Consider the following 24,158-nt stretch of genomic DNA (forward strand, 5'->3'; position numbering starts at 1 on the left):
CCCATGCGCCACTTCGCCCACCTCGACGGACAGGACCAACTGTTCCTGCACCCGCCGGAGGACGTCCGCCGCGACAGCGACCAGGGCCTGCGGGCGGTCGCCCTCGGCGCCACGCTCTACACGCCGGCGATCCGCCCGGACCTGGTGCACGACGTGCGGCGCCAGACCGCGCTCGGCGCCGGGTCGATCGTGCTCTGCCTCGAGGACTCCGTCGCGGACGCCGACCTCCCCGTCGCCGAGACCCACGTCGAGGACGCCCTGCGCGCCCTGCAGGAGGACGCGGACGACGCCACGCTCCCCCAGCTCTTCCTGCGGGTCCGCGACCCCGGACACCTCCGACGACTGACCGACCGCTTCGGCGACCGTCTGCTCGACGTGCTCACGGGCTTCGTCCTGCCGAAGTTCGAGGACTCCCCGGACAGCGGATCCCGCTACTTCGACGTGCTCGACGACCTGAACGCCGGCCGTCCCGAACACCGCCGCCTGCTGGTCATGCCGATCCTCGAGTCACCGTCGATCATGCACCGCGAGACCCGCACCGAGGCGCTCGCCGCCCTCCGCGACCTGCTCCTGGCGCGCCGCCGCGACGTCCTGGCGCTGCGCATCGGCGCCACGGACCTGTCGAGCGTGTTCGGCCTGCGGCGCCCGTCCCACCTGACCGCGTACGAGGTGCAGGTGCTCGCCTCGGTCATCGGTGACGTGGTCAACGTCCTCGGCCGTGCCCGCGACGGCTTCGTCGTCAGCGGCCCGGTGTGGGAGCACTACCCCGACTCCGACCGCGTGTTCCGCACCCAGCTGCGGGCGACGCCGTTCGAGGTCGCCGGCGACCTCGCGCTCCGCCGTCAGCTCTTGCTCGAGGGCTTCGACGGCCTGCTCCGCGAGGTCACGCTCGACCGCGCGAACGGACTGACCGGCAAGACCGTCATCCACCCCCGGCACGTGCCCCTGGTGCACGCGATGTCGGTGGTCAGCGACGAGGAGTTCTCGGACGCGACCGACGTCCTCGCGAACGTCGACGGTGGTGTCGCCGCCTCGCGCTACGGCAACAAGATGAACGAGATGAAACCGCACCACGACTGGGCCGAACGCACGGTCCTGCGCGCCCGGGCGTTCGGTGTCGCCAACCCCGACGTGACCTTCGTCGACGTGCTCGAACGGAGCCTGCCGTGACCGACGCCCCGCCCTCCCCCGCCGACCTCGGTGTCGCCCTCGCCGACGCCCCGGCGACGGCGGCCGCTCCGTCCGTGCCGCTCGGCGCCCTCGCCCGGATCGCACTGCGTCGGAACCCGCAGCGAGCGCACCTGCTCGTCTCCACAGTGCTCGCGAAGCACCTGCCCACCGTCCCCGCGGTCGCCCTGGCGGCGGGCGAGGCCCTGGCCGCACGGGTCGCCGACGTCCTCGACGGCGGGTCGCGCTGGGACACCACCGCCGCCGCCCGGCTCGAGCGCGTCGTCCGCGCAGCCGCGGCCGCCGACGGACCGGACCGCGCGACGGCCCCCGGCGCGGGCTCCGGGGGCGAGGACCACGGCACCCTCGCGGTGCACCACGCCGCGACCACCCTCCGGACGGACCTCGCGGCGCTGCGCCCCGAGCACCCGGACGCGCTCGTCCTGGGCTTCGCCGAGACGGCGACCGCGCTCGGCGCGATGGTCGCCGAGGCGCTCGGAGCCGCGTACCTGCACTCCACCCGGCACGACCCGCCGGGCGCGGTGCCCGCCGCCGGGTTCGACGAGGCCCACTCCCACGCGACCGCACACCGCCTGCTGCCCACCGACCCCGACTGGCTGCCCGGTGCGGGCACGGTGGTGCTCGTCGACGACGAGCTGAGCACCGGTGCCACCGCGCGCGCGACGATCCGCGCACTGCACGCCCTCGCCCCGCAGCGGCGCTGGGTGGTCGCCGGTCTCATCGACCTCCGCTCTGCGGCGGACGTCGCGGCGACCGAGGCCCTCGCGGCCGAGATCGGGACGCCCGTCACGGTGGTCGCGCTCGGCCGCGGCGACGCCGTGCTGCCGGCCGACCTCGCCCGCACCGCCTCCGCGGTCGTCGCGGCCCACGCGCTCGCACCGACGGACGCACGGCACCGGTCCGAGGCGCCGCGGACCGAGACCGGTGGGGTGTCGGACGGGAGGCCCGTGGCGGCCCCGACCCGCGCCTCCCGTCCGACCACGGTCACCATCGTGACCGCACCGCCGACCGCCGTCGACCGTGCCGGCACGCCGGCACGCCGCGTCCGGCTCCCCCGCACCGACGTCGAGGGGATCGCACGCGACGTCGTCGCGGCGCTCGGAGACCCCGGCGACGCTCCGCGTCGCGTCCTGGTGCTCGGCACCGAGGAGCACATGCACACGCCGCTCGTGGTCGCAGACGCGATCCGGCGGCAGTCCGACGCCGACGTGCGGTTCTCGACCACCACGAGGTCCCCGGTCGCCGTCCTCGACGACCCGGCCTGGCCGATCCGATCCGGGGTCCGCTTCCGGTCGCACGACGCCACCGTCGACGGACCCGGTGAACGGTTCGCGTACAACGTGCACGGCTTCGACGCGATCGTGGTCCTGCCCGAACCCGGGACCGAACGCAGCCTGCTCGACGGACCGGACGGCCTCCTCGCCGCCCTGCTGACCGCGGCGCCCACCGTCGTCCTCGTGAGCGCGCCGCTCGAGCTGCACGACGGCTCCCGCGTCCCGCGGCCGCTCACCGGGCCGTCCTTCGGCTCGTACGAACCCGACGACGTCACGTGGCTGCTCCAGGACCTGGCCGGCGCGGCACTCGAGGCCGACACGGCGGACCGCGAGCGGGCCATCCAGCTCGAGGGCGCGAACTACGCCGAGTCGCTGCCCGTCGAGTACGTCCCGTCGGACGAGTACGAGGCGCTCTACCGCGACGCCCTCGACCGGTCCGCTGCACGCATCGCCGAGGCCGTGGGGATCGTCACCGAGCTGATCCTGCGCGGCCGGTCACAGCCGGTGCTCGTGTCCCTGGCACGGGCGGGGACCCCGATCGGCATCCTGGTGCGCCGCTGGGCCGAGGTACACCACGGCTTGCGCCTCCCCCACTACACGGCGAGCATTGTGCGCGGCGTCGGCGTCGACGAGACCGCGCTCCGCTGGCTCGCAGCCCACCACGACCCGAGCCAGGTCGTCTTCGTCGACGGGTGGACGGGCAAGGGCGCCATCACCCGCGAGCTCACCGAGGCCCTGGACCGCTTCGCGGCCTCGGACGGTGTCCGTTTCCCCGACGACCTCGCCGTCCTGGCAGACCCCGCGGGCTGCACGCCCCTGCACGGCACCCGTGACGACTACCTCGTCCCGTCGGCCTGTCTCAACTCGACGGTGTCCGGGCTGGTGTCCCGCACCGTGCGCAACCCCACCCTGACCCCCGACGGCACCTTCCACGGCGCCAAGCAGTACCGCGACCTCGCACCCCGCGACCACTCCCGCGCCTTCGTCGCCGCGATCGCCGAGCAGTTCGACGCCGTCCGCGACCGCGTCGACGCGGTGGTGGCCACCCGTGCAACCGATGGCTCGCAGGAGGTCGACTGGCGTGGCATGCGCACCGTCGAGGCGATCGGGTCGGAGTTCGGCATCGACGACCTGCACCTCGTGAAGCCGGGTGTGGGCGAGACCACGCGCGTGCTGCTCCGCCGGGTGCCGTGGCAGGTGCTCGTCCGCGACCCGGACGACCTCGACATCGCCCACGTCGTCGCCCTCGCACGGGAGCGCGGCGTCCCCGTCCTGACCCGGCCGGACCTGGCCTACAGCTGCGTCGGGCTCATCCACCCCCTCGGCAGCCGGGTGGCCGGTTCCACGGTACGGACCGCTGTCGCCGACGCCGCCACGGGTGGTGCGGCGTGACCGCGCTGGTCGGCTTCGACCTGGACCGCACGCTCGTCTACTCGGCCGCGGCACTGCTGCTCGACGGACCGGACGAGACCGCTCCGGCGCTCGTCGTGACCGAGGTCTACCGGCACGCGCCGCTGTCGTTCATGACCCGGGCCGCCGACACCGCCCTCGCCGCACTCGCCGAGCGCGCCGCGGTCGTGCCCGTCACCACCCGGACGGTCGCGCAGTACCGGCGCATCCGGCTCCCGCTGCCTGCCGCCGGATGGGCCGTCACGACGAACGGCGCGGTCCTGCTCCACGACGGCAGGCCCGACGACGACTGGACGGCTGCGCTCCGGGACGAGATCGACGCGACCTCGGCTCCGCTCGAGACGGCCGAGGCGCTCGTGCTCGCCGGGCTCCCCGCGGCGGCACTGCTCCGCAACCACCGCGCCGAGGACCTCTTCGTCTACGCCGTGCTCGAGCGGACGGAACTCCCGGACCACGCGGTGTCCGACCTGGCGGCGACCCTCGCCGAGCAGGGTTGGACGGTGTCGGTGCAGGGTCGGAAGCTGTACGCGGTCCCGGTCGCGATCCGGAAGGAGCGGGCCCTGGCGGCCGTCGCGGAGCGGCTCGGCGCCACCCGGGTCGTCGCGGCAGGCGACTCACTGCTCGATCGCGACATGCTCGCCGCAGCCGACGTCGCGATCCGGCCGGCCCACGGTGAGCTGCACGCGGCGGGGTGGACGGCGCCGCACCTGCTCGTCACGCGGTCGTCAGGGGTCCTGGCCGGCGAGGAGATCATCGGCCTCGCCGCACGTGCCGTCGCCGACGTACCGGTACCCGCCAGCTGATCCCGGTCTCCTGCTGGTCTGCGTCTCCCGCTCCTGCTCCTGCTCCTGCTCCTGCTCCACCGAGGATGAACGGGCGGCCCTCCCAAAGGAGGACCGCCCGTTCCGACGTGCTGTGGGTCTGCTTACTTGGAGAAGCCCTTGAAGCGCTGGTTGAACTTCTCGACGCGACCGGCCGAGTCGAGGATGCGCTGCTTGCCCGTGTAGAACGGGTGCGAAGCGGACGAGATCTCGACGTCGATCACCGGGTAGGTGGCACCGTCGAGCTCGATCGTCTTGTCGCTGTTCGCGGTCGAACGCGTCAGGAAGGTCTCACCGGAGGCCAGGTCACGGAAGACGATGGCGCGGTACTCGGGGTGGGTGTCGGTCTTCATGGAGTTTCCTCGATAGCGGTAGCGGTGGTGGGATTGCGCGAGATGCGCGGGAAGTCATCGGCTTGCGCCAGCCGTCAACGTTACCAGACGGACGGCACGATCGCAGCGCTACGACGCGCGCGCCGTGTAGCGGCCGGCGTCCTTCGTGACGGACAGCGCGATGCCGAACGCCTCGGTCAGGGTCTCGTCGGTCAGGACCTCGTCGATCGGTCCGGCGGCCTGCACGTGGCCGTCGGCGAGCACCAGGGCGTGGGTGAACCCTGCGGGGATCTCCTCGACGTGGTGGGTGACGATCACGATGGCCGGTGAGTCGGCGCTCTGGGCGTAGCCACCGAGGGTGCGGACGAGGCTCTCGCGGGCGCCGAGGTCGAGCGAGGCGGCCGGCTCGTCCAGGAACAGGATCTCCGGGTCGGTCATGACGGCGCGGGCGATCTGGACGCGCTTCTGCTCGCCGTCGCTCAGCTCGCCGAAGGTGCGGTCGGTGAAGGAGCCCAGGCCCCACTCCTCGAGCACGCGCTGGGCACGGCGGACGTCGAGTTCCTCGTACTCCTCGTTCCAGCGACCCGTGACCGAGTACGCGGCCGTCAGCACGACGTCGATGACCTTCTCGGTCACCGGGATGCGGCGGGCCAGTGCGGTCGAGGCGAAGCCGATGCGCGGGCGGAGCTCGAACAGGTCGGCGCCGCCCAGCTCGGTGCCGAGCACCTCGACGTCACCGGAGGTCGGGAACGTCTGCGCGCCGGCGACCTGCAGCAACGTGGTCTTGCCGGCACCGTTCGCGCCGAGCACGACCCAGCGTTCGTCGTCCTGCACCTCCCACGAGATCGAGTCGAGGATGGTGGCCCCGTTGCGGACCACGGAGACGTCTGACAAGCGCACGACCGAGGGCATGCGACCAGCCTACGGGTTCCGGCCGAGCACCTCGTCGTAGACCTGCCGTGTCCTGGTGGCGATCGCGTCCCAGGTGAACTCCGACTCGACGCGCAGGCGTCCGGCGCGGCCCATGAGCTTCGCGAGCCCCTCGTCGGCGAGCACCTCGTTGAGGGTCGCCGCCAGGTCCGCCACGTACTGGTCGGGGTCGGTCGGGGTGCCCGTGCCGTCCTGCGCCTGGTCGATCGGGACGATGCGGCCGGTGAACCCGTCCGCGACGACCTCGGGGATGCCCCCGGTGCCGGTGCCGACGACGGGGATCCCGCAGGCCATGGCCTCGAGGTTCACGATGCCGAGCGGCTCGTAGATCGACGGGCACACGAACACGGTGCCCGAGGACAGCACGTTGACGATCTCCTCGTGCGCGAGCATCCGGTCGATCCAGACGACGCCCTCGCGCTGCTCGCGGAGGCCCTCGACCAGCCCGGTGACCTCGGCGAGGATCTCGGGGGTGTCCGGCGCGCCGGCGCAGAGCACGATCTGGACGTCCTCGGGGAGCGAGGCCACGGCGCGGAGCAGGTAGGGCAGCCCCTTCTGACGGGTGATCCGGCCGACGAACACCACGCTGGGACGCGACGGGTCGACACCGAGGGCACGGACGGCGTCCTCGTCGACCTGCGGCTTCCAGGCGTCGATGTCGATGCCGTTGTAGACGACGTGCACCTTCGACGGGTCGATCGACGGGTACGAGCGCAGGATGTCGGCGCGCATGGCCTTCGACACCGCGATGACACCGTCGGCGTTCTCGAACGCCTCGCGTTCCATCCAGCTCGACAGGCGGTAGCCGCCACCGAGCTGCTCGGCCTTCCACGGACGGAGCGGCTCGAGGCTGTGCGCGGTGACGACGTGGGGGATGCCGTACGTCAGCTGCGCGATCCGGCCCGCCGAGTTCGCGTACCAGGTGTGCGAGTGCACGAGATCGGCACCCTCGACGTCGGCAGCGATGGCCACGTCGGTGCCGAGCGCCTGCAGCGCGCCGTTCGCCTGCTCGAGACCGGCCGGCGTCCGGTACCCCCAGACGTCGGCTTCGTCGCGGAAGGCCCCGAACGCCCGGACACGGACGTCGGTGTCCGTCCCCGACCGCAGCGCAGCGGTGAGTTCGGACACGTGGACACCCGCACCGCCGTAGACCTCCGGCGGATACTCCCTGGTCAGCAGATCGACTCGCACTGGATCAACGTAACCGGTTCCCAGTGCTGACGCCTACTGTGAGCGGCATGGCTCCAAAGAAGGTCTTCGGCATCGTGCTCGCTGGCGGCGAGGGGAAACGGCTCATGCCGCTCACGGCCGACCGGGCGAAGCCCGCAGTCCCGTTCGGCGGGAACTTCCGTCTCATCGACTTCGCGCTGTCGAACCTGGTGAACTCCGGTCTGCAGAAGATCGTCGTCCTCACCCAGTACAAGTCGCACAGTCTCGACCGGCACGTCGCCGAGACCTGGCGCATGGAGGGCCTGCTCGGGTCCTACGTGGCGTCGGTCCCCGCGCAGCAGCGGCTCGGCAAGCGCTGGTTCGCCGGGTCGGCCGACGCGATCCTGCAGTCGCTCAACCTGCTCCGCGACGAGCGCCCCGACATCGTCGTGGTGGTCGGCGCCGACCACGTGTACCGGATGGACTTCCACCAGATGGTCGAGGCGCACATCGCCTCGGGCCGCAGCGCCACCGTCGCGGCGATCCGGCAGCCCATCGAACTGGCCGACCAGTTCGGCGTCATCCAGGTGGACCCCGACGACCCGACGAAGATCGACGCCTTCCTCGAGAAGCCGAAGGACCCCGTCGGGCTCGCCGACTCCCCCGGCGAGGTCCTCGCGTCGATGGGCAACTACGTGTTCAACGCGGACGCCCTCGTCGACGCGGTGCTGCGCGACGGCCAGCTCGAGACCTCGGCGCACGACATGGGCGGCGACATCGTCCCCGACTTCGTGAACCGCGGCGACGCCGGCGTGTACGACCTGCAGCGCAACGAGGTCCCCGGTTCCACCGACCGCGACAAGTACTACTGGCGCGACGTGGGGACGATCGACTCGTTCTTCGACGCCCACATGGACCTCATCGCCCCGGTGCCGGTGTTCAACCTGTACAACCAGGACTGGCCGATCTTCAACCAGCAGACGAACCTGCCGCCGGCGAAGTTCGTGCGGGACGCGAACGGCAACACCGGCTCCACGGTCGACTCGCTCGTGTCGCTCGGCTGCCTCGTGTCGGGTGCGCAGGTGGAGCGCAGCATGATCGGCCCGTGGTGCGGGATCGACTCCGGTGCGAAGGTCCTCGACTCGATCGTGTTCGAGCGGGCGACGATCGGTGCGGGGTCGGTCGTGAACCGGGCGATCCTCGACAAGGACGTCGTCATCGCACCGGGCGCGCAGGTCGGCGTCGACCGTGAGGCCGACGAGGCTCGCGGCTTCACCGTGACCGAGTCCGGCATCACGGTGGTCGGCAAGGGCGTCCGCGTCGACGCGTAGCGTCGGCCGGTCACGTCGACACCGACGAACGGACGGTCAGGAGGCACGGCTCGCGTCACGGACGCGGGCCGTGCGTCCTCCTGTCGGTACCGTTGGTGCGTGCCCCGCTTCCTCGTCGTCCTCGATGCCGATTCCACCCTCCTCGAGGACGAGGTGATCGAACTCCTGGCGGACACCGCCGGGACCCGGCCACAGGTCGCGGCGATCACGGAGCGCGCCATGCGCGGGGAGATCGACTTCGCCGAGAGCCTCCGGGAGCGTGTCGCGACCCTGGCGGGCCTCCCGGTCGACGTCTTCCGACGCGCACAGCAGGCGGTCCGCGTGACGCGGGGAGCCGACCAGCTCGTCCGCGGCGTGCACGCCGCCGGCGGGACCGTCGGTGTCGTGTCGGGCGGGTTCCACGAGGTCCTGGACCCGTTCGCCGAGCAGCTCGGCCTCGACCACTGCCGGGCGAACCGGCTCGAGGTGACCGACGGCGTTCTGACAGGACGCGTCCTCGGCGACGTCGTGGACGCGCACGCGAAGGCCGTCGCCCTGCGCGAGTGGGCGGCCGCGGACGGCGTCGACGCGTCCCGCACCGTCGCGGTCGGCGACGGGGCGAACGACCTCGAGATGATGCGCGTCGCCGCCCTGGCGGTGGCGTTCGACGCGAAGCCGCGCGTGCGGGAGCAGGCGGACGTCGCGGTCGTGGACCGCGACCTGTCCGCCGTGCTCGCGACGCTCGGCCTGCGCGGCTGACCCGTCCGCTCCTCGCAGCCGAGTCTCGCGCACGGCGACACTTCTCGGCCCGCGCGGCCCGAGCAGTGTCGCTCAGGCCGAGACTCGGGCCAGGCCGGCCAGGCCGGGCGGCTAGTGGCCCATCCCGAGGCCGCCGTCGACCGGGATGATCGCACCCGAGACGTACCCGGCCCCGTCGCTCGCCAGGAACAGCGTGGCGTCGGCGACGTCGTCGACGGTGCCGTAGCGGGCCGCCGGGATCGCCTTCTTGAACTCGGCCTGCAGCTCGTCGGACAGCGCGGCCGTCATGTCGGTCTGGATGAACCCGGGTGCGACGACGTTGGCGGTGATGCCGCGCGAGCCGAGCTCGCGGGTGATCGAGCGGGCCATGCCGACCAGGGCGGCCTTCGACGACGCGTAGTTGACCTGGCCGATCTGGCCGTAGGCGCCGACGACGCTCGACATGAGCACGATGCGGCCGAACTTCGCCTTCATCATGCCCTTGGTGGCGCGCTTGACGACGCGGAACGTGCCGGTCAGGTTGGTGTCGACGACGCTCGTGAAGTCGTCTTCGGACATGCGGAGCAGCAGCTGGTCGTTCGTGATGCCGGCGTTCGCGACGAGCACCTCGATCGGGCCGAGTTCGGCCTCGACCTGCGTGAAGGCGGCGTCCACCGACGCCGTGTCGGTGATGTCGGCCTGCACGGTGAGGGCACCCTCGGGTCCGCCCTGTCCGCTCCGCGACGTGACCGCGACGCGGTGCCCTGCGGCGACGAAGCGCTCGGCGAGGGCGTGGCCGATGCCGCGGTTGCCGCCGGTGATCAGGACGGTACGGGGGGTGCTCATGGTCGCTCCGTTCGGTGGTGGTGTGCGGTCGTGTCGTGCCGACGGGTCGGCGGACACGCCCGGACGAGCGTACCGGAGCCACCACGACAGCCCGTTCGCGCGCGGCGCACCCACGATCGGTCGCGGAGGCTTAGGCTTGACCACGGGTAGACGGAGACCATCTGTATGAAGAGCACGCACACCAGCATCACCACGCTCCCGGACTCGCCGGAGCTGGACCGGGCGCACCGCCTGTCCCGCTACGTGTGGCAGATGGCGATCCGCGTCGTCCTGTTCGTCGTGGCCGTGCTCGTCTACTCCATCTGGCACTCCTGGATCGCCGTCGTGCCGATCGTCCTCGCCGCCGTGATCCCCTGGGTCGCCGTCATCGTCGCGAACGCGGGCAGCCGGACCGAGAGCGACATGATCTCCCCCGCCGGTGCGATGCAGCTCTACGACGCGGTCGACCCCGGCCTCCGGGAGCAGCAGGAAGAGGACCGCGCCCAGGCCTACCGCGACGAGCAGGACCGCCTCCGGCAGCAGGCGCAGCACGCGCAGGACGAGTGGCAGCGCAACGGCGATCGCTCGAAGATGTGGGGGCACCGCTGATGGGGGCCACGTTCGACCTGCACACCGAGCCGGGCTCGACCCCCGTGTGCTCGCGTGCCGGCTGCTCGAACACCGCTGCGTGGCGGGTCAACTGGCGCAACCCCCGGATCCACTCCGCCGACCGCGTGAAGATCTGGGCGGCGTGCGAGGAGCACCGCGACTTCCTCGCCGACTACCTGCGGTCCCGTACCTTCCCGGTGCGCGTCACCGGCATGCACGAGGACGTCGACCGGCTCGACGACGAACGCGACCCGGCATCGTCGCCGAAGAACGACGTCGGGGTGCGCTCCACCGGCACCGGTCGATGACCGACGACTTCGACCCGCACTCCCGGTACGGCCGGAAGCACGCAGCCAAGCTGCAGCGCGCCGCCGACCACGCCCGTCGGTCCGTGCCGGCCGACGACCGTCCCGCCCAGGACCCGGACGAGCCCTTCGTCGGCTGGCACTTCGTCCGCAGTCGTCGCTGGCTCGGGTACTTCGCGATCGCCGTGGCGTTCGCGATCGTCTGCGCGCTGTTCGGCATGTGGCAGTGGGACCGCCGGAACGAGGCCGTCCGCCAGAACGAGCAGGTCGCCCAGAACTACGACCACACCCCCGTGCCCCTCGACCAGGCGCTGCCGACGGCCTCGAGCTGGCAAGACGAGCAGGAGTGGCTCCGGGTCGCCGTGACCGGCCGGTACGACGTCGACGCGCAGCTGCTCGTGCGCAACCGCGTGCACAACGGCCAACCCGGCTTCGAGGTCCTCACCCCGCTGGTCACCGACGACGGCCGGGCGTTCATCGTGGACCGCGGCTGGGTCCCCACCGGCAACGCGCAGGACGCCCCCGACCACGTGCCCGCTCCCCCGTCGGGTGAGGTGACGGCGATCGTCCGCCTGCAGCAGAGCGAGCCCCGGATCCCCGGCCGCTCCGACCCCGCGCACACCGACCAGGTGCAGTCGGTCACCCTGGCGGACGTCGCGAAGAAGGTCGACACCCCGATCTGGACCGGCGCGTACGGCGAACTCGCGTCCGAGTCCCCCGCCCCGACCGAGGCCCGCCCGCTCGGCTGGGAACGGCCCACCGCCGACACCGGCCTGCACCTGAGCTACTTCATCCAGTGGTTCCTGTTCGCGGCCGGCGGCTTCGGGTTCCTGGCCTACGTGATGGTGCAGGAGTACCGGAACCTCAACCAGGACGACCCGGAGGAACGCGAGCGCGCCCAGGAGCGGCAGCGCCGCAAGGACGCCAAGCCGAAGACCGACGCCGAGATCGAGGACGACCTGATCGCGTCCCGTCGCTGACCGGTGGCGCGTGTGTACGCGTGCTCGTGTGCGCGTGCGCACCGTGCGCACCGTGCGCACCTCGCAACCCCGTGCGGGCTTCCGCGCACCGTGCCCCGCTACAAGCGCGCACCCAGCACGCAACGCCGCACCGGACCGCGAACCCGGCACCGTGCGGACAGGAGGCGCGGGGCACGACCGGCACCGCGCCTCCAGGCCGCACCGTGCGCACCTCACAACCCCGTGCGAGCTTCCATGCACCGTGCCCCGCTACAAGCGCGCACCCAGCCCGCAACACCGCACCAGACCGCGAACCCGGCACCGTGCGGACAGGAGGCGCGGTGCACGACCGGCACCGCGCCTCCAGGCCGCACCGCGCGCACCTCACAACCCCGTGCGAGCTTCCGCGCGCCCTGCCCCCGCTACAAGCGCGCACCCAGCACGTTCCGCCGCACCGGACCGCGAACCCGGCACCGTGCGGACGGGCTCCGCCCGGCCGCCCGCCCGACCGACCCGCGTCAGGCGAGCTCGATGAGCTCCGCGTAGTCCTTGTTCCAGTGGTCCTCGGTGCCGTCCGGCAGCAGCAGCACGCGCTCCGGGTTGAGCGCCTCGACCGCACCGGCGTCGTGGGACACCAGGACGACCGCGCCCTCGAAGCCGGCCAACGCGTTCAGGATCTCCTCGCGCGAGGCCGGGTCGAGGTTGTTCGTCGGTTCGTCGAGCAGCAGGACGTTGGCGCCGGAGACGACGATCATCGCGAGCGACAGACGCGTCTTCTCACCGCCGGACAGGACCCCGGCCTTCTTGTAGCCGTCGTCGCCGGTGAACAGGAACGACCCGAGCACCCGACGGGCCTCGGTCTCGTTGAGGTCGGTCGACGCCGACACCATGTTCTCGATCACCGTGCGGTTGACGTCGATGTTCTCGTGCTCCTGCGCGTAGTAGCCGATGCGCAGGCCGTGGCCGGGCTGGATCTCGCCCGTGTCGGGCAGGTCGGCCCCCGCGAGGATCCGGAGCAGCGTCGTCTTGCCGGCACCGTTGAACCCGAGGATCACGACGCGCGAACCGCGGTCGATCGCCAGGTCGACGCCCGCGAAGATCTCGAGCGAGCCGTAGGACTTCGACAGCCCCTCCGCCATGAGCGGGGTGCGGCCGCACGGGGCCGGCGTGGGGAAGCGGATCTTGGCGACCCGGTCGGCGACGCGCTCGTCCTCGAGTCCGGCGAGCAGCTTGTCCGCCCGCGCGACCATCTGGTGCGCAGCCGCGGCCTTCGAGGCCTTCGCACCGAAGCGAGCGGCCTGGTCCTTGAGTGTCGCGGCCTTCTTCTCGGCGCCCGCGCGCTCCTTGCGGCGACGCTCCTCGTCGGCGACGCGCTGGCGCTGGTACAGCTTCCAGCCCATGTTGTAGATGTCGATGGTCTGGCGGTTCGCGTCGAGGTAGAACACGCGGTTGACGACCTCGTCGACGAGCTCCACGTCGTGGGAGATGATGATGACGCCGCCGGGGTAGGTCTTCAGGTGCTCACGCAGCCACACGACCGAGTCGGCGTCGAGGTGGTTCGTGGGCTCGTCGAGGATCATCGTCTCGGCGTCCGAGAACAGGATCCGGGCGAGCTCGATGCGACGCCGCTGCCCACCGGACAGGGTCTTCAGCTGCTGGTCGAGGATGCGGTCCGGCAGCTTGAGGTTCGACGCGATCGAGGCCGCTTCGGCCTCGGCCGCGTAGCCGCCGAGCGCGTTGAACTGGTCGTCGAGCCGGCTGTACCGGCGCATCGCCTTCTCGGCGACGGCCTGGTCGTCACTCGCCATGTCGAGCGTGGCGAGGCGGATGCCCTCCACCAGCTCGCCGAGCCCGCGGGCGTCGAGGATGCGCTTCCGCGCCGTCTCCTCCGGGTCGCCCGATCGTGGGTCCTGCGGCAGGTAGCCGATCTCACCACCGCGGTCGATCTTGCCGCCCGTGGGCTGCGTCTCGCCCGCGAGGGCCTTGGTCATCGTCGTCTTCCCCGCGCCGTTGCGGCCGACGAGTCCGATCTTGTCACCCTTCTCGACACGGAAGGACACGTCCTCCATGAGGAGACGAGCTCCGACGCGGATCTCGAGTTCGTGCACGGCAAGCACAGTGGACGTCCAATCAGTTGGTGGGTTTGCACAACGACGTGTGCGTGAGGTGCACCGCTACGCTGACGGGACCGATGGTTCCGAACGGGACCAGCAGTCCATTCTAGGAGAATCCATGACGAACGCCACCGGGTTCGCTCCCCGCGCAGTCCTCGCCGACCGTCTGCGGACGCACGGGCTGGCCACGAACGCCGCCCTCGTCGCCGGCGGAGCCCTGTTCACCGCTGCGATGGCACAGCTCGAGGTCCCGATGTGGCCGGTCCCGATCACGGGTCAGACGCTCGCCGTCGTGCTCGTCGGCGCGACGCTGGGTGCCCGCCGCGGCATGCTCTCACTGCTCGTCTACGCCGTCGCCGGCCTGGCGGGCGCACCGTTCTTCGCCGACATGACCGGTGGCCTGCAGGCCCTCGCCGTGCCGAGCTTCGGGTACGTCATCGGGTTCATCCCCGCCGCGGGTGTCGTCGGCTGGCTCGCGCGCCGCAACTGGGACCGTCACGTCGGACGCGCCGCGGTGGCGATGCTGCTCGCGAGCGCCATCCCGTTCGTGACCGGCCTGCCCTACCTGGCGATCGTGCTCGGTCAGCTCGGTGCCCCGAACGACCTGCAGTCGGTGCTCGCCGCCGGCCTGTACCCGTTCATCCTCGGCGGCATCGCGAAGGCGCTCATCGCCGCGGGCATCCTGCCGCTCGCGTGGAAGGCCGTCGGCCGCCGCTGACGCGCACCCGTCGGCTGCGGTCGACACGGTTGACTCGCGCGGCTCTTGCGGCCGGGGTTCCGAAATCTCGGAACCCCGGCCGCTTTCGCATCCGTTTGTGGAACCTCGGCGAACGTGAGCAGCGTGTCGCGCCCCGCGCGCAGCGCGACCACAGACGGACGGGAGGCCCGGTGCCAGCTGGCACCGGGCCTCCCGTCCGTCAGGCCGTCGCGACTAGATCGCGAACCCGAGCGCGCGCATCATCTCGCGTCCGTCGTCGGTGATCCGTTCCGGACCCCACGGCGGCATCCAGACCCAGTTGATGCGGAAGGCGTCCACGATGCCGTCGAGGGCGTTCGCGGTGTCGCCCTCGATGACGTCGGTGAGCGGGCAGCCGGCACTGGTCAGCGTCATGCTGATCACGAGCGCCGAGGCCTCGTCGTCCCAGGCGAGGTCGTAGATCAGGCCGAGGTCGACGATGTTGACGCCGAGCTCCGGGTCCTGGACCTCCTTCAGCCCCTCGACGACCTCGTCGAACTTGTCCGGCGCGAGTGCCGCGATCATCAGGCCTGCGCCTCGGCAGCAGACGCCGCGGCGGCCTGCACGTAGCGGTCGTAGCCCTCGTTCTCGAGGCGGTCGGCGAGCTCCGGGCCGCCCTGCTCGGCGACCTTGCCGGCGACGAACACGTGCACGAAGTCCGGCTTGATGTAGCGGAGGATGCGCGTGTAGTGCGTGATGAGCAGCACACCGAGACCGGTCGCGGCCTTGGCGCGGTTCACGCCCTCGGACACGATCTTCAGCGCGTCGACGTCCAGGCCGGAGTCGGTCTCGTCGAGGACGGCGAAGCGCGGCTTGAGGAGCTCGAGCTGCATGATCTCGTGGCGCTTCTTCTCGCCACCGGAGAAGCCCTCGTTGACGTTGCGCTCGGCGAACGACGAGTCCATCTTGAGGTCGGCCATCGACTGGCGGAGCTCCTTGATCCAGCCGCGCAGGGCCGGGGCCTCGCCGTCGATCGCCGTCTTGGCGGTGCGGAGGAAGTTCGACACCGTCACGCCGGGGATCTCGACCGGGTACTGCATCGCCAGGAACATGCCGGCACGGGCGCGCTCGTCGACGCTCATCGCGAGGACGTCCTCGCCGTCGAGGGTGATCGAGCCGCCGACGACGTTGTACCGGGGATGACCGGCGATCGTGTACGCCAGCGTGGACTTGCCGGAGCCGTTCGGCCCCATGATCGCGTGGATCTCGCCCTCGTTGATCGTGAGGTCGACACCCTTGAGGATCTCCTTGGTGCCCTGATCGGTGTCGATCGAGACCTGGAGGTCGCGGATTTCCAGAGTGGACATTGCGTGGGTTCCTTTGGTTTTCTGTCGTGTCGCGGACGGGCCGCGGAAAGTGTGGGGGCCGGGAGGCGGTGTCAGTCGACCGGGACGGGATCGTGCACGTCGACGTAGACGTCGCCCTCGCGCACCTCGACCCGGAACACCGGGACGGGCTCGTACGCCGGGAAGTTCTGCGGCTTCCCCGTGGCGAGCGAGAACCGGGAGCCGTGCGCCCAGCACTCGAGTGTGTCGCCCTCGATGAACCCCTCGGCCAGCGAGATGTCCCCGTGGGTGCAGGTGTCGCCGATGGCGTGCACGGTGCCGGAGGAGTCCTTCACGATGGCCACCGCGGTGCCGTCGACGACGGCACGCATCGGGCTGTCGACCGCGATCTCGGACTCCGCGCAGACCTTCGTGGGCATCAGGCGTCGGCCTCCGCCGGCGCGACGATCGCCGAGCGGCCCTCGGCGAGCTCCTGCTCGACCGCGGCGATGAGTCGTTCCTCGAGCTCGGGCGCACCGATCTTCTGGATGACCTCGACCAGGAAGCCGAGCACGACGAGACGACGCGCTTCCTCTTCGGGGATGCCGCGGGCCTGCAGGTAGAACAGCTGCTCGTCGTCGAATCGACCGGTCGCACTCGCGTGGCCGGCGCCCTCGATGTTGCCCGTCTCGATCTCGAGGTTCGGGATGCTGTCCGCGCGGGTGCCGTCGGTCAGCACGAGGTTGCGGTTCTGCTCGTACGAGTCGGTGCCGTCACCGGCGCGGCCGATGAGCACGTCACCGATCCACACGGTGTGCGCACCCTTGCCCTGCAGCGCGCCCTTGTAGTTGACCCGACCGCGCGTGTTCGGCGCGTCGTGGTTCACGTAGACCTGCTGCTCGATGTACTGACCGGCGTCGGCGAAGTACACGCCGTACATCTCGGTGTCGGCGCCCTGTGCACCGAGGTGCGTCGAGGGGTTGACCCGGATGACGTCGCCGCCGAGCGAGACCACGACGTGCTTCAGGAAGGCGTCACGGCCGACCTCGGCGAAGTGCGTCGAGACGTGCACTGCGTCGTCGTCCCAGTCCTGCAGGCTGACGACCGTCAGGCGTGCGCCTTCTTGCACGACGATCTCGATGTTCTCGCTGAGCAGTGCGCTGCCACGGTTGTCGAGCACGACGATGCCCTGGGCGTGCGGCTCAGCGGTGATGACCGTGTGCGCCGCGCGGGGCTGCGTGCCGAAGTCGGAGCGCGTGATGGTGATGAACTCGTGCGCCTCGGTCGCCTTCACGGTGACGGCGAGGACCGCGTCACGCGCGGTCCAGGCCGCGGCTGCCGCGCGGTCCTCCGGCAGACCGGCGGTACCGACGCGGGGGTCGTCGCTGCGACCCCACTCGACGTCGGCACCGTCGGACTGCCGGGCGAGGAACCGGTAGGCGGATCCGTCGAGACCGCCGTCGAGCAGCGGCTGGAGCTTCGCCAGGGGCGCGAACTTCCAGTTCACCTCGCGCCCGGTGACGGTCGGGAACGCCCCGAGGTCGCCGGACTGGAACCGCTCGGAGCGGGTCTGGACCGGGATCTTCTTGTCGGGGGCGTCCCAGCCGCCGTCGGAGTGGGCTCCGGCGCCGTGCTGGTCGGCACCCTGGGCGGCTGCCGCGGGCTCGATCGGCTGGTCGATGTGGGGAGGGGTGGTGCTGGACATCTAGCCGACGGATCCTTCCATGCTCATCTCGATGAGCTTGTTGAGTTCGAGCGCGTACTCCATCGGGAGCTCGCGGGCGATCGGCTCGATGAAGCCACGGACGATCATCGCCATCGCTTCGTCCTCGGCCATGCCGCGGGACATCAGGTAGAAGAGCTGCTCCTCGCTCACGCGCGAGACCGTGGCCTCGTGCCCGAGCTGGACGTCGTCGACGCGGATGTCGATCGCCGGGTACGTGTCGCTCCGGCTGATCGTGTCGACGAGCAACGCGTCGCAGCGGACGGTGTTGGCCGCGTGGTGCGCGGCCGGGTCGACCCGGACCTCGCCGCGGTAGCCAGCACGACCGCCACCGCGGGCGATCGACTTCGAGACGATCGACGACGTCGTGTACGGCGCCATGTGGATCATCTTCGCGCCGGCGTCCTGGTGCTGGCCGGGGCCGGCAAAAGCGACGGACAGGGTCTCGCCCTTGGCGTGCTCACCGGCGAGGTAGATCGACGGGTACTTCATCGTCACCTTGGAGCCGATGTTGCCGTCGATCCACTCCATCGTGGCGCCCTCGTGCGCGATCGCACGCTTGGTCACGAGGTTGTAGACGTTGTTCGACCAGTTCTGGATCGTCGTGTAGCGCACGCGGGCGTTCTTCTTCACGATGATCTCGACGACGGCCGAGTGCAGCGAGTCCGACTTGTAGATCGGCGCCGTGCAGCCCTCGATGTAGTGGACGTAGGAGTCCTCGTCCGCGATGATCAGCGTCCGCTCGAACTGGCCCATGTTCTCGGTGTTGATCCGGAAGTAGGCCTGCAGCGGGATCTCGACGTGGACGCCCTTCGGGACGTAGACGAACGAGCCGCCGGACCAGACCGCCGTGTTCAGCGCGGCGAACTTGTTGTCGCCGGCCGGGATCACGGTGCCGAAGTACTCCTGGAAGAGCTCAGGGTGCTCGCGGAGCGCCGTGTCGGTGTCCATGAAGATGACGCCCTGCTGCTCCAGGTCCTCGCGGATCTGGTGGTACACGACCTCGGACTCGTACTGCGCGGCGACGCCGGCGACGAGGCGCTGGCGTTCGGCCTCGGGGATGCCGAGCTTCTCGTAGGTCGCGCGGATGTCCTCGGGGAGGTCCTCCCACGACTGCGCCTGCTTCTCGGTGGAGCGCACGAAGTACTTGATGTTGTCGAAGTCGATGCCCGTCAGGTCGGCACCCCACGTCGGCATCGGCTTGCGGCCGAAGAGCTGCAGGCCCTTGAGCCGGTTCTTGAGCATCCACTCGGGCTCGTGCTTGAGGTTCGAGATGTCGGTGACGACCTCGTCCGAGACACCACGGCGGGCCGAGGCCCCGGCGGAGTCGGAGTCGGACCAGCCGAACTCGTATTGCCCGAGCCCTTCGAGCTCGGGACGGTCGATGAGCACGTCGGACATGGTCTCCTCGTTTCCTTCTCGCGGGACAGCGTCTTCAGGTGTGAACCCGTGGCGTCTGGACGCCATTCCACCGCAGACCGCTGACAAGCGGTCACGGTGCTGCTCCCTCGCAACGACAATGGTTCCACGCAGTCCGTGGAGTGATCGGCGATCTCGGCCCATTCGGAGCCAGCGCCTGCCTAGACTTGACTGCTGCTGAACCCTCGAATCCTACAGGTTCGCTGCACGGAACAACAGGAAGGCACCACCCTCGTGACTCGCGTCGGACCCCCCGTCGACCAGGATCTCCGGACCGCACGGTGGTGGTCGCTCCCCCGGGTCGTCGACCGTCGGGTCATCGCACTGGCGTGGGCCTCGTTCGTGGTCGAGGTCGTGTTGATCGGCACCGGCGGCCTCGTCCGGCTGACCGCGTCGGGCCTCGGATGCCCCACCTGGCCCAAGTGCACGGCGGATTCGCTCGTGTCGACGCCCGAGATGGGCGTGCACGGGATCATCGAGTTCGGCAACCGACTGCTCACCTTCGTGCTCGTCATCGTGGCGATCGCGATGTTCCTGGCGGTCGTCCGGATGCTCCGCACGCGCCCCGAACTGTTCTGGCTCGCGTTCGCTCAGGGCGTCGCGATCCCGGTGCAGGCCGTCATCGGCGGGCTGAGCGTGCTCACGAACCTCAACCCCTTCGTCGTCGGGCTGCACTTCGTCGTGTCCGCCGCCCTGACCTCGGTCACCGCGGCCCTGGTCTACCGGACGATGCACGGCCCCCGCACCAGCCGTCGCGTGGTGCCCGGCTGGTACACCGGTGTCGTCCGTGGCACGGTCGCCGCGGTCGTGGTCACCGTCCTGGTCGGCATCCTCACCACCGGCAGCGGCCCGCACGCCGGCGCCGACGAGGCCGTGGACGGCGGCATGCTGCACCGCACGGGCTTCGACCCCGCGGTCATGGAACACCTGCACGCCTGGCCCGCCTACACGCTGTTCGCGCTGACGCTCGTCCTCGTGGTCGGCGCCGTCCGCCTCCGGATCTCGAGCAAGTGGGCGCTCCTGCTGCTCGTCGTCGAGTTCCTGCAGATCGCCGTCGGCCTGACCCAGGCCCGCACCGGGCTGCCCGTCGGGCTGGTGGGCACGCACATGGTGCTCGCCGGGCTGCTCGTCGGAGCCACCACGGCGGTCGTGCTCGCCACGCGCGCCAGCGCCGGTCGCGCGGCCGTGCGCGAACCACTCGACGCCTGACGCCCGGGCGCGTCGCGCGCTCGGCGCCCGACCGACGCCCGGCCTGCGACACCCCACGAGTCGATCGACTCGTGGGGTGTCGTTCGTTGCACCCGCATCGGGTGCGGGCGCATGGTCCGACAGTCCACGCGACGATCGACCGGTGGATCGTCGCAGAACGCGTGCGCCCCGCGCCCACGGACGCACAGGGCGCGCACCCGACGGCGACCTGGAACGACGAAGGCGACGTCGTACGACATCGAGATCGTCGTACGACGTCGCCCAGTGGCCTAGAAGGTGAAGACCTGCGGCAGCAGCGGGTCGATGCCCACGGCGATGAAGAGCAGCGTCAGGTACGTGATCGAGCTGTGGAAGACGCGCATCGGCTGCACGTGCTCGACGTGCTGGATCGCCCGCGAGTACAGCCGGTGCGACTCGACGACGAACCAGATGCCACCGGCCAGTGCGACCACCGTGTACAGCGGTCCCATGTGCGCAACGGGGATGAGGAGGAGCGAGCAGACCAGGGTGGCCCACGCGTACAGCACGACCTGCAGGCCGACGACGGTGCGACCGCGGACCACGGCGAGCATGGGGACGTCGGCGGCGTCGTAGTCGTCGCGGTACTTCATCGACAGCGGCCAGTAGTGCGGCGGCGTCCAGAGGAAGATCACCATGAACAGGATGACCGGGGCCCAGGTGAGCGACCCGGTGACGCCCGCCCAGCCGATGAGCACGGGCATGCAGCCGGCCGAGCCGCCCCACACGATGTTCTGCGGGGTGCGGCGCTTGAGCCAGAGCGTGTAGACGAACACGTAGATGAGGATGGCGATGACGCTCAGGGCGGCCGCGAGCCAGTTCACCAGGAACCCGAGGACCGCCGTCGACAGGACGCCCAGGACCCACGAGAACACCAGGGCCTCGCGGTCGGAGAGCTCGCCGGTCACCAGCGGGCGCGTGCTCGTCCGCTTCATCAGGCGGTCGATGTCGCGGTCGATGTAGCAGTTGAACGCCGACGCCGAACCGGCGGACATCGCGCCGCCCAGCATCGTCCAGAAGACGAGCCACAGGTCCGGCACGCCGCGCTCGGCCAGGAACATCGTCGGCGCCGTGGTCACGAGCAGCAGCTCCATGACCCGCGGCTTGGTCAACGAGACGTACGCACGGACCTTGCGGGACAGCGGCGATCGGGGTCGATCGGTGTCGGGCCTGGTCACGGTGGCAGTCGGCAAGGGAACCTCAGTCTGTTCGCATCAGCTCGCACACTCGGTGGACGACTGCGGCGGCGTCCGGGCATGCGCTGACCCGGAATGTCCACGGGTCCCGATCAGTTTACGGGATGGAAGCGCCGCGACGATGCCCCGCTCGCCCATCCCGCGCCGAACGACGGGCCACGGAGCACGACACGCCCGGCAGACGGGGCCTCGACGACTCGACTTATGAACATCGGGCGTCACCTGAACCCCTTCTGAGTGGCTGGTCACTATGCTGGACCTGCCCTCCCAGAGTGCGCGCCCCGATGACGTCGGCCGCGATGAGCCGGTCGGCCGCCGCTAGACGGCGACACGACTCGGCCCCGGGATGGCCACATGTCCGTGCGATGGCACGAGCCCTCGCACATGTCGCATCAAGAAGGGTCAAAATCCAAGTGGCTGAATTCACCTGGGACGCCATCGACCGGAAGGCCGTCGACACGGCCCGCGTTCTCGCCGCCGACTCGGTCGAGGCCGCCGGCAACGGTCACCCCGGCACCGCGATGAGCCTCGCGCCGCTCGCACACCTGCTCTTCCAGAAGGTGATGCGTCGCGACCCGAGCGACTCCACCTGGATCGGCCGCGACCGCTTCATCCTGTCCGCCGGTCACGCCTCGATCCTGCAGTACGTGCAGTTCTACCTGCACGGCTACGGCCTCGAGCTCGAAGACCTCCAGCACCTGCGCAAGTGGGGCTCGAAGACCCCGGGTCACCCGGAGTACGGCCACACCGACGGTGTCGAGATCACCACCGGCCCGCTCGGCCAGGGCCTCGCGTCCTCGGTCGGCTTCGCCTACGCCCAGCGCTTCGAGCGCGGCCTGTTCGACCCGGAGACCCCGGCCGGCCAGTCGCCCTTCGACCACTTCACCTACGTGATCGCCGGTGACGGCGACATGCAGGAGGGCGTGACGAACGAGGCGGGCTCGCTCGCCGGTCGTCAGCAGCTCGGCAACCTGATCGCGTTCTACGACTCGAACCAGATCTCGATCGAGGACAACACCGACATCGCCTTCTCGGAGAGCGTCCCCGAGCGCTACGAGGCACTCGGCTGGCACGTCCAGATCGTCGACTGGAAGAAGACCGGCGAGTACTCCGAGGACGCCGTGGAACTCCACGCCGCGATCGAGGCCGCCCAGCAGGTCACCGACAAGCCGTCGCTCATCGTCCTCAAGACGATCATCGGCTGGCCGTCGCCGACCAAGCAGAACTCCGGCAAGATCCACGGTTCGGCGCTCGGCGCCGACGAGATCAAGGGCCTCAAGGAGGTCCTCGGCTTCGACACCGCGAAGACCTTCGAGGTCGCCCCCGAGGTCCTCGAGTACACCCGCGGCGCCGTCGCCAAGGGCCAGGCGCAGCACGCCGAGTGGCAGAAGAGCTTCGACGCGTGGGCTGCCGCCAACGCCGACAAGAAGGCGCTGTTCGACCGGGTCAACGCCAAGGAGCTCCCCGAGGGCCTCGAGGCGGCACTGCCGGTCTTCCCGACCGACAAGGCCGTCTCGACCCGTGCCGCCTCCGGCAAGGTCATCAACGCCATCGCGCCGCTGATGCCCGAGTTCTGGGGCGGTTCGGCCGACCTCGCCGAGTCGAACCTCACCACGATCGAGGGCGCCAAGTCCTTCGGTCCGGCCGAGGCCTCGACGTCGACGTGGAGCACCGACCCGTACGGCCGCGTGCTGCACTTCGGCATCCGCGAGCACGCGATGGGCTCGATCCTCAACGGCATCGTCCTGCACGGGAACACCCGCCCCTTCGGTGGCACGTTCCTGATCTTCAGCGACTACATGCGTCCGGCGGTCCGTCTCGCCGCACTCATGGGCGCGCCGGCGATCTACGTCTGGACCCACGACTCCATCGCCCTCGGCGAGGACGGCCCGACGCACCAGCCGATCGAGCAGGTCTCGTCGCTCCGCGCGATCCCGGGTCTCGACGTGGTCCGCCCCGCCGACGCCAACGAGGTCGCCTACGCGTGGCTCGAGATGCTCAAGCACACCGACCGTCCGGCCGGCATCGCACTGAGCCGGCAGAACCTGCCGGTCTTCGAGCGTGGCGAGGGCGACGCCTCGGGTGAGGTCTTCGCCTCGGCGAAGAACGTCGCCAAGGGCGCGTACATCCTGGCCGAGGCGCCGAACGGCACCCCGGACGTGATCCTCATCGCGACCGGTTCCGAGGTCCAGATCGCCGTCGAGGCCCGCGAACAGCTCAAGGGCGAGGGCATCAACGCCCGCGTCGTGAGCGCCCCGTCCATCGAGTGGTTCCGCGCCCAGTCCGAGAACTACCAGGACCAGGTGCTCCCGAAGGACGTCACCGCTCGCGTGTCGGTCGAAGCCGGCATCGCCATGAGCTGGCGCGACATCGTCGGCGACAAGGGCCGCAGCGTCTCGATCGAGCACTTCGGTGCCTCGGCCGACTACCAGACGCTCTTCAAGGAGTTCGGCTTCACGACGGAGCACGTCGTGGCCGCCGCGAAGGAATCGATCGCGGCTTCCTGACCCACAGGGGCCGGGTCCGGTTCGCCGGATCCGGCCCTTCTGCCGGGAGGCGCGGTTCGGCCCCGCCACGCGCCCCCGGTCCCCCAGACCCCGGCCACCAGGCCGATGAAGGAAAGAAGAG

22 protein-coding genes are annotated in these 24,158 nt (G+C 70.6%); 11 read left to right on the forward strand and 11 right to left on the reverse strand.

Annotated features, from left to right (window positions below; genetic code table 11):
- The first annotated feature begins 3 nt into the window (after nt 1–3).
- From KZI27_RS11545 to KZI27_RS11555, 3 genes are read left to right on the forward strand one after another with little or no spacing between them, the layout of a single operon-like run.
- Entirely contained in the window at nt 4–1,170 is a 1,167-nt protein-coding gene (locus KZI27_RS11545) for an HpcH/HpaI aldolase/citrate lyase family protein (RefSeq protein ID WP_222657762.1), read from the forward strand.
- Entirely contained in the window at nt 1,167–3,854 is a 2,688-nt protein-coding gene (locus tag KZI27_RS11550) for a phosphoribosyltransferase domain-containing protein (protein ID WP_222657763.1), read from the forward strand. Before KZI27_RS11545 ends, KZI27_RS11550 begins: the two co-directional genes overlap by 4 nt.
- Nucleotides 3,851–4,675 carry an HAD family hydrolase gene (locus tag KZI27_RS11555; protein WP_222657764.1) on the forward strand — a complete coding sequence of 275 codons (825 nt, stop codon included), beginning with the start codon at nt 3,851–3,853 and terminating at the stop codon, nt 4,673–4,675. The genes KZI27_RS11550 and KZI27_RS11555 overlap by 4 nt, the downstream gene beginning before the upstream one ends.
- A 122-nt stretch (nt 4,676–4,797) precedes the next feature.
- On the opposite strand, the gene KZI27_RS11560 is transcribed toward KZI27_RS11555, so the two are convergent.
- From KZI27_RS11560 to glgA, 3 genes are all read right to left on the reverse strand, one after another.
- Nucleotides 4,798–5,046, reverse strand: coding sequence for a type B 50S ribosomal protein L31 (locus KZI27_RS11560; RefSeq protein ID WP_017887280.1), 249 nt, complete (start codon nt 5,044–5,046; stop codon nt 4,798–4,800).
- A 108-nt stretch (nt 5,047–5,154) separates the two neighbouring features.
- Entirely contained in the window at nt 5,155–5,937 is a 783-nt protein-coding gene (locus KZI27_RS11565) for an ABC transporter ATP-binding protein (protein ID WP_123312566.1), read from the reverse strand.
- A gap of 9 nt (nt 5,938–5,946) precedes the next feature.
- A complete protein-coding gene (gene glgA / locus KZI27_RS11570; RefSeq protein ID WP_222657765.1) occupies nt 5,947–7,146 on the reverse strand; it encodes a glycogen synthase in 1,200 nt (399 codons plus the stop codon).
- Between the two features lie 47 nt (nt 7,147–7,193).
- Between glgA and glgC the strand changes: the two genes are divergently transcribed.
- Complete coding sequence (gene glgC / locus KZI27_RS11575; RefSeq protein ID WP_222657766.1) at nt 7,194–8,435, forward strand: glucose-1-phosphate adenylyltransferase; 1,242 nt, start codon at nt 7,194–7,196, stop codon at nt 8,433–8,435.
- A 99-nt stretch (nt 8,436–8,534) separates the two neighbouring features.
- Nucleotides 8,535–9,173: a phosphoserine phosphatase SerB gene (gene serB / locus KZI27_RS11580; RefSeq protein WP_222657767.1), complete on the forward strand. Its 639-nt coding sequence runs from the start codon at nt 8,535–8,537 to the stop codon at nt 9,171–9,173.
- A gap of 111 nt (nt 9,174–9,284) precedes the next feature.
- On the opposite strand, the gene fabG is transcribed toward serB, so the two are convergent.
- On the reverse strand, nt 9,285–9,998 hold the full coding sequence (fabG, locus tag KZI27_RS11585) for a 3-oxoacyl-ACP reductase FabG (protein ID WP_027465673.1): 714 nt from the start codon (nt 9,996–9,998) through the stop codon (nt 9,285–9,287).
- Between the two features lie 165 nt (nt 9,999–10,163).
- Between fabG and KZI27_RS11590 the strand changes: the two genes are divergently transcribed.
- The 3 genes from KZI27_RS11590 to KZI27_RS11600 are packed head-to-tail and all read left to right on the forward strand — an operon-like array spanning nt 10,164 to nt 11,871.
- A complete protein-coding gene (locus KZI27_RS11590) occupies nt 10,164–10,586 on the forward strand; it encodes a DUF3099 domain-containing protein (RefSeq protein ID WP_123312561.1) in 423 nt (140 codons plus the stop codon).
- Nucleotides 10,586–10,894 (forward strand): hypothetical protein, encoded by a 309-nt coding sequence (locus tag KZI27_RS11595; protein WP_374114431.1) that lies wholly within the window; start codon nt 10,586–10,588, stop codon nt 10,892–10,894. The genes KZI27_RS11590 and KZI27_RS11595 overlap by 1 nt, the downstream gene beginning before the upstream one ends.
- Entirely contained in the window at nt 10,891–11,871 is a 981-nt protein-coding gene (locus KZI27_RS11600) for an SURF1 family protein (protein ID WP_222657768.1), read from the forward strand. Before KZI27_RS11595 ends, KZI27_RS11600 begins: the two co-directional genes overlap by 4 nt.
- 497 nt (nt 11,872–12,368) lie before the next feature.
- Here KZI27_RS11600 and KZI27_RS11605 read toward each other — a convergent pair whose 3' ends face one another.
- Nucleotides 12,369–13,967, reverse strand: coding sequence for an ABC-F family ATP-binding cassette domain-containing protein (locus KZI27_RS11605; RefSeq protein WP_222657769.1), 1,599 nt, complete (start codon nt 13,965–13,967; stop codon nt 12,369–12,371).
- A gap of 115 nt (nt 13,968–14,082) precedes the next feature.
- Here KZI27_RS11605 and KZI27_RS11610 point away from each other — a divergent pair, with 115 nt between their 5' ends.
- Nucleotides 14,083–14,682 (forward strand): biotin transporter BioY, encoded by a 600-nt coding sequence (locus KZI27_RS11610; protein ID WP_222657770.1) that lies wholly within the window; start codon nt 14,083–14,085, stop codon nt 14,680–14,682.
- A 213-nt stretch (nt 14,683–14,895) separates the two neighbouring features.
- On the opposite strand, the gene KZI27_RS11615 is transcribed toward KZI27_RS11610, so the two are convergent.
- The 5 genes from KZI27_RS11615 to sufB form a co-directional block, all read right to left on the reverse strand.
- Nucleotides 14,896–15,225: a metal-sulfur cluster assembly factor gene (locus tag KZI27_RS11615; RefSeq protein ID WP_123312556.1), complete on the reverse strand. Its 330-nt coding sequence runs from the start codon at nt 15,223–15,225 to the stop codon at nt 14,896–14,898.
- Nucleotides 15,225–16,007: a Fe-S cluster assembly ATPase SufC gene (gene sufC, locus KZI27_RS11620; protein ID WP_111083971.1), complete on the reverse strand. Its 783-nt coding sequence runs from the start codon at nt 16,005–16,007 to the stop codon at nt 15,225–15,227. Before sufC ends, KZI27_RS11615 begins: the two co-directional genes overlap by 1 nt.
- 71 nt (nt 16,008–16,078) lie before the next feature.
- Nucleotides 16,079–16,405 (reverse strand): non-heme iron oxygenase ferredoxin subunit, encoded by a 327-nt coding sequence (locus tag KZI27_RS11625; protein ID WP_111083970.1) that lies wholly within the window; start codon nt 16,403–16,405, stop codon nt 16,079–16,081.
- The gene (gene sufD, locus KZI27_RS11630) at nt 16,405–17,670 is read right to left on the reverse strand and encodes a Fe-S cluster assembly protein SufD (protein ID WP_261783875.1); all 1,266 of its coding nucleotides are present in this window, start codon (nt 17,668–17,670) and stop codon (nt 16,405–16,407) included. The genes KZI27_RS11625 and sufD overlap by 1 nt, the downstream gene beginning before the upstream one ends.
- Nucleotides 17,671–19,089 carry a Fe-S cluster assembly protein SufB gene (sufB, locus tag KZI27_RS11635; RefSeq protein ID WP_111083968.1) on the reverse strand — a complete coding sequence of 473 codons (1,419 nt, stop codon included), beginning with the start codon at nt 19,087–19,089 and terminating at the stop codon, nt 17,671–17,673. It abuts the gene before it with no gap.
- Between the two features lie 252 nt (nt 19,090–19,341).
- Here sufB and KZI27_RS11640 point away from each other — a divergent pair, with 252 nt between their 5' ends.
- Entirely contained in the window at nt 19,342–20,316 is a 975-nt protein-coding gene (locus tag KZI27_RS11640; protein ID WP_123312550.1) for a COX15/CtaA family protein, read from the forward strand.
- Nucleotides 20,317–20,585: 269 nt separating this feature from the next.
- On the opposite strand, the gene KZI27_RS11645 is transcribed toward KZI27_RS11640, so the two are convergent.
- Nucleotides 20,586–21,512 (reverse strand): heme o synthase, encoded by a 927-nt coding sequence (locus tag KZI27_RS11645; RefSeq protein WP_222657771.1) that lies wholly within the window; start codon nt 21,510–21,512, stop codon nt 20,586–20,588.
- A 431-nt stretch (nt 21,513–21,943) separates the two neighbouring features.
- Between KZI27_RS11645 and tkt the strand changes: the two genes are divergently transcribed.
- Nucleotides 21,944–24,037: a transketolase gene (gene tkt / locus KZI27_RS11650; RefSeq protein WP_222657772.1), complete on the forward strand. Its 2,094-nt coding sequence runs from the start codon at nt 21,944–21,946 to the stop codon at nt 24,035–24,037.
- Nucleotides 24,038–24,158: the final 121 nt, after the last annotated feature.

This window comes from Curtobacterium sp. TC1, assembly GCF_019844075.1.
In the GTDB taxonomy this organism is placed as follows: domain Bacteria; phylum Actinomycetota; class Actinomycetes; order Actinomycetales; family Microbacteriaceae; genus Curtobacterium.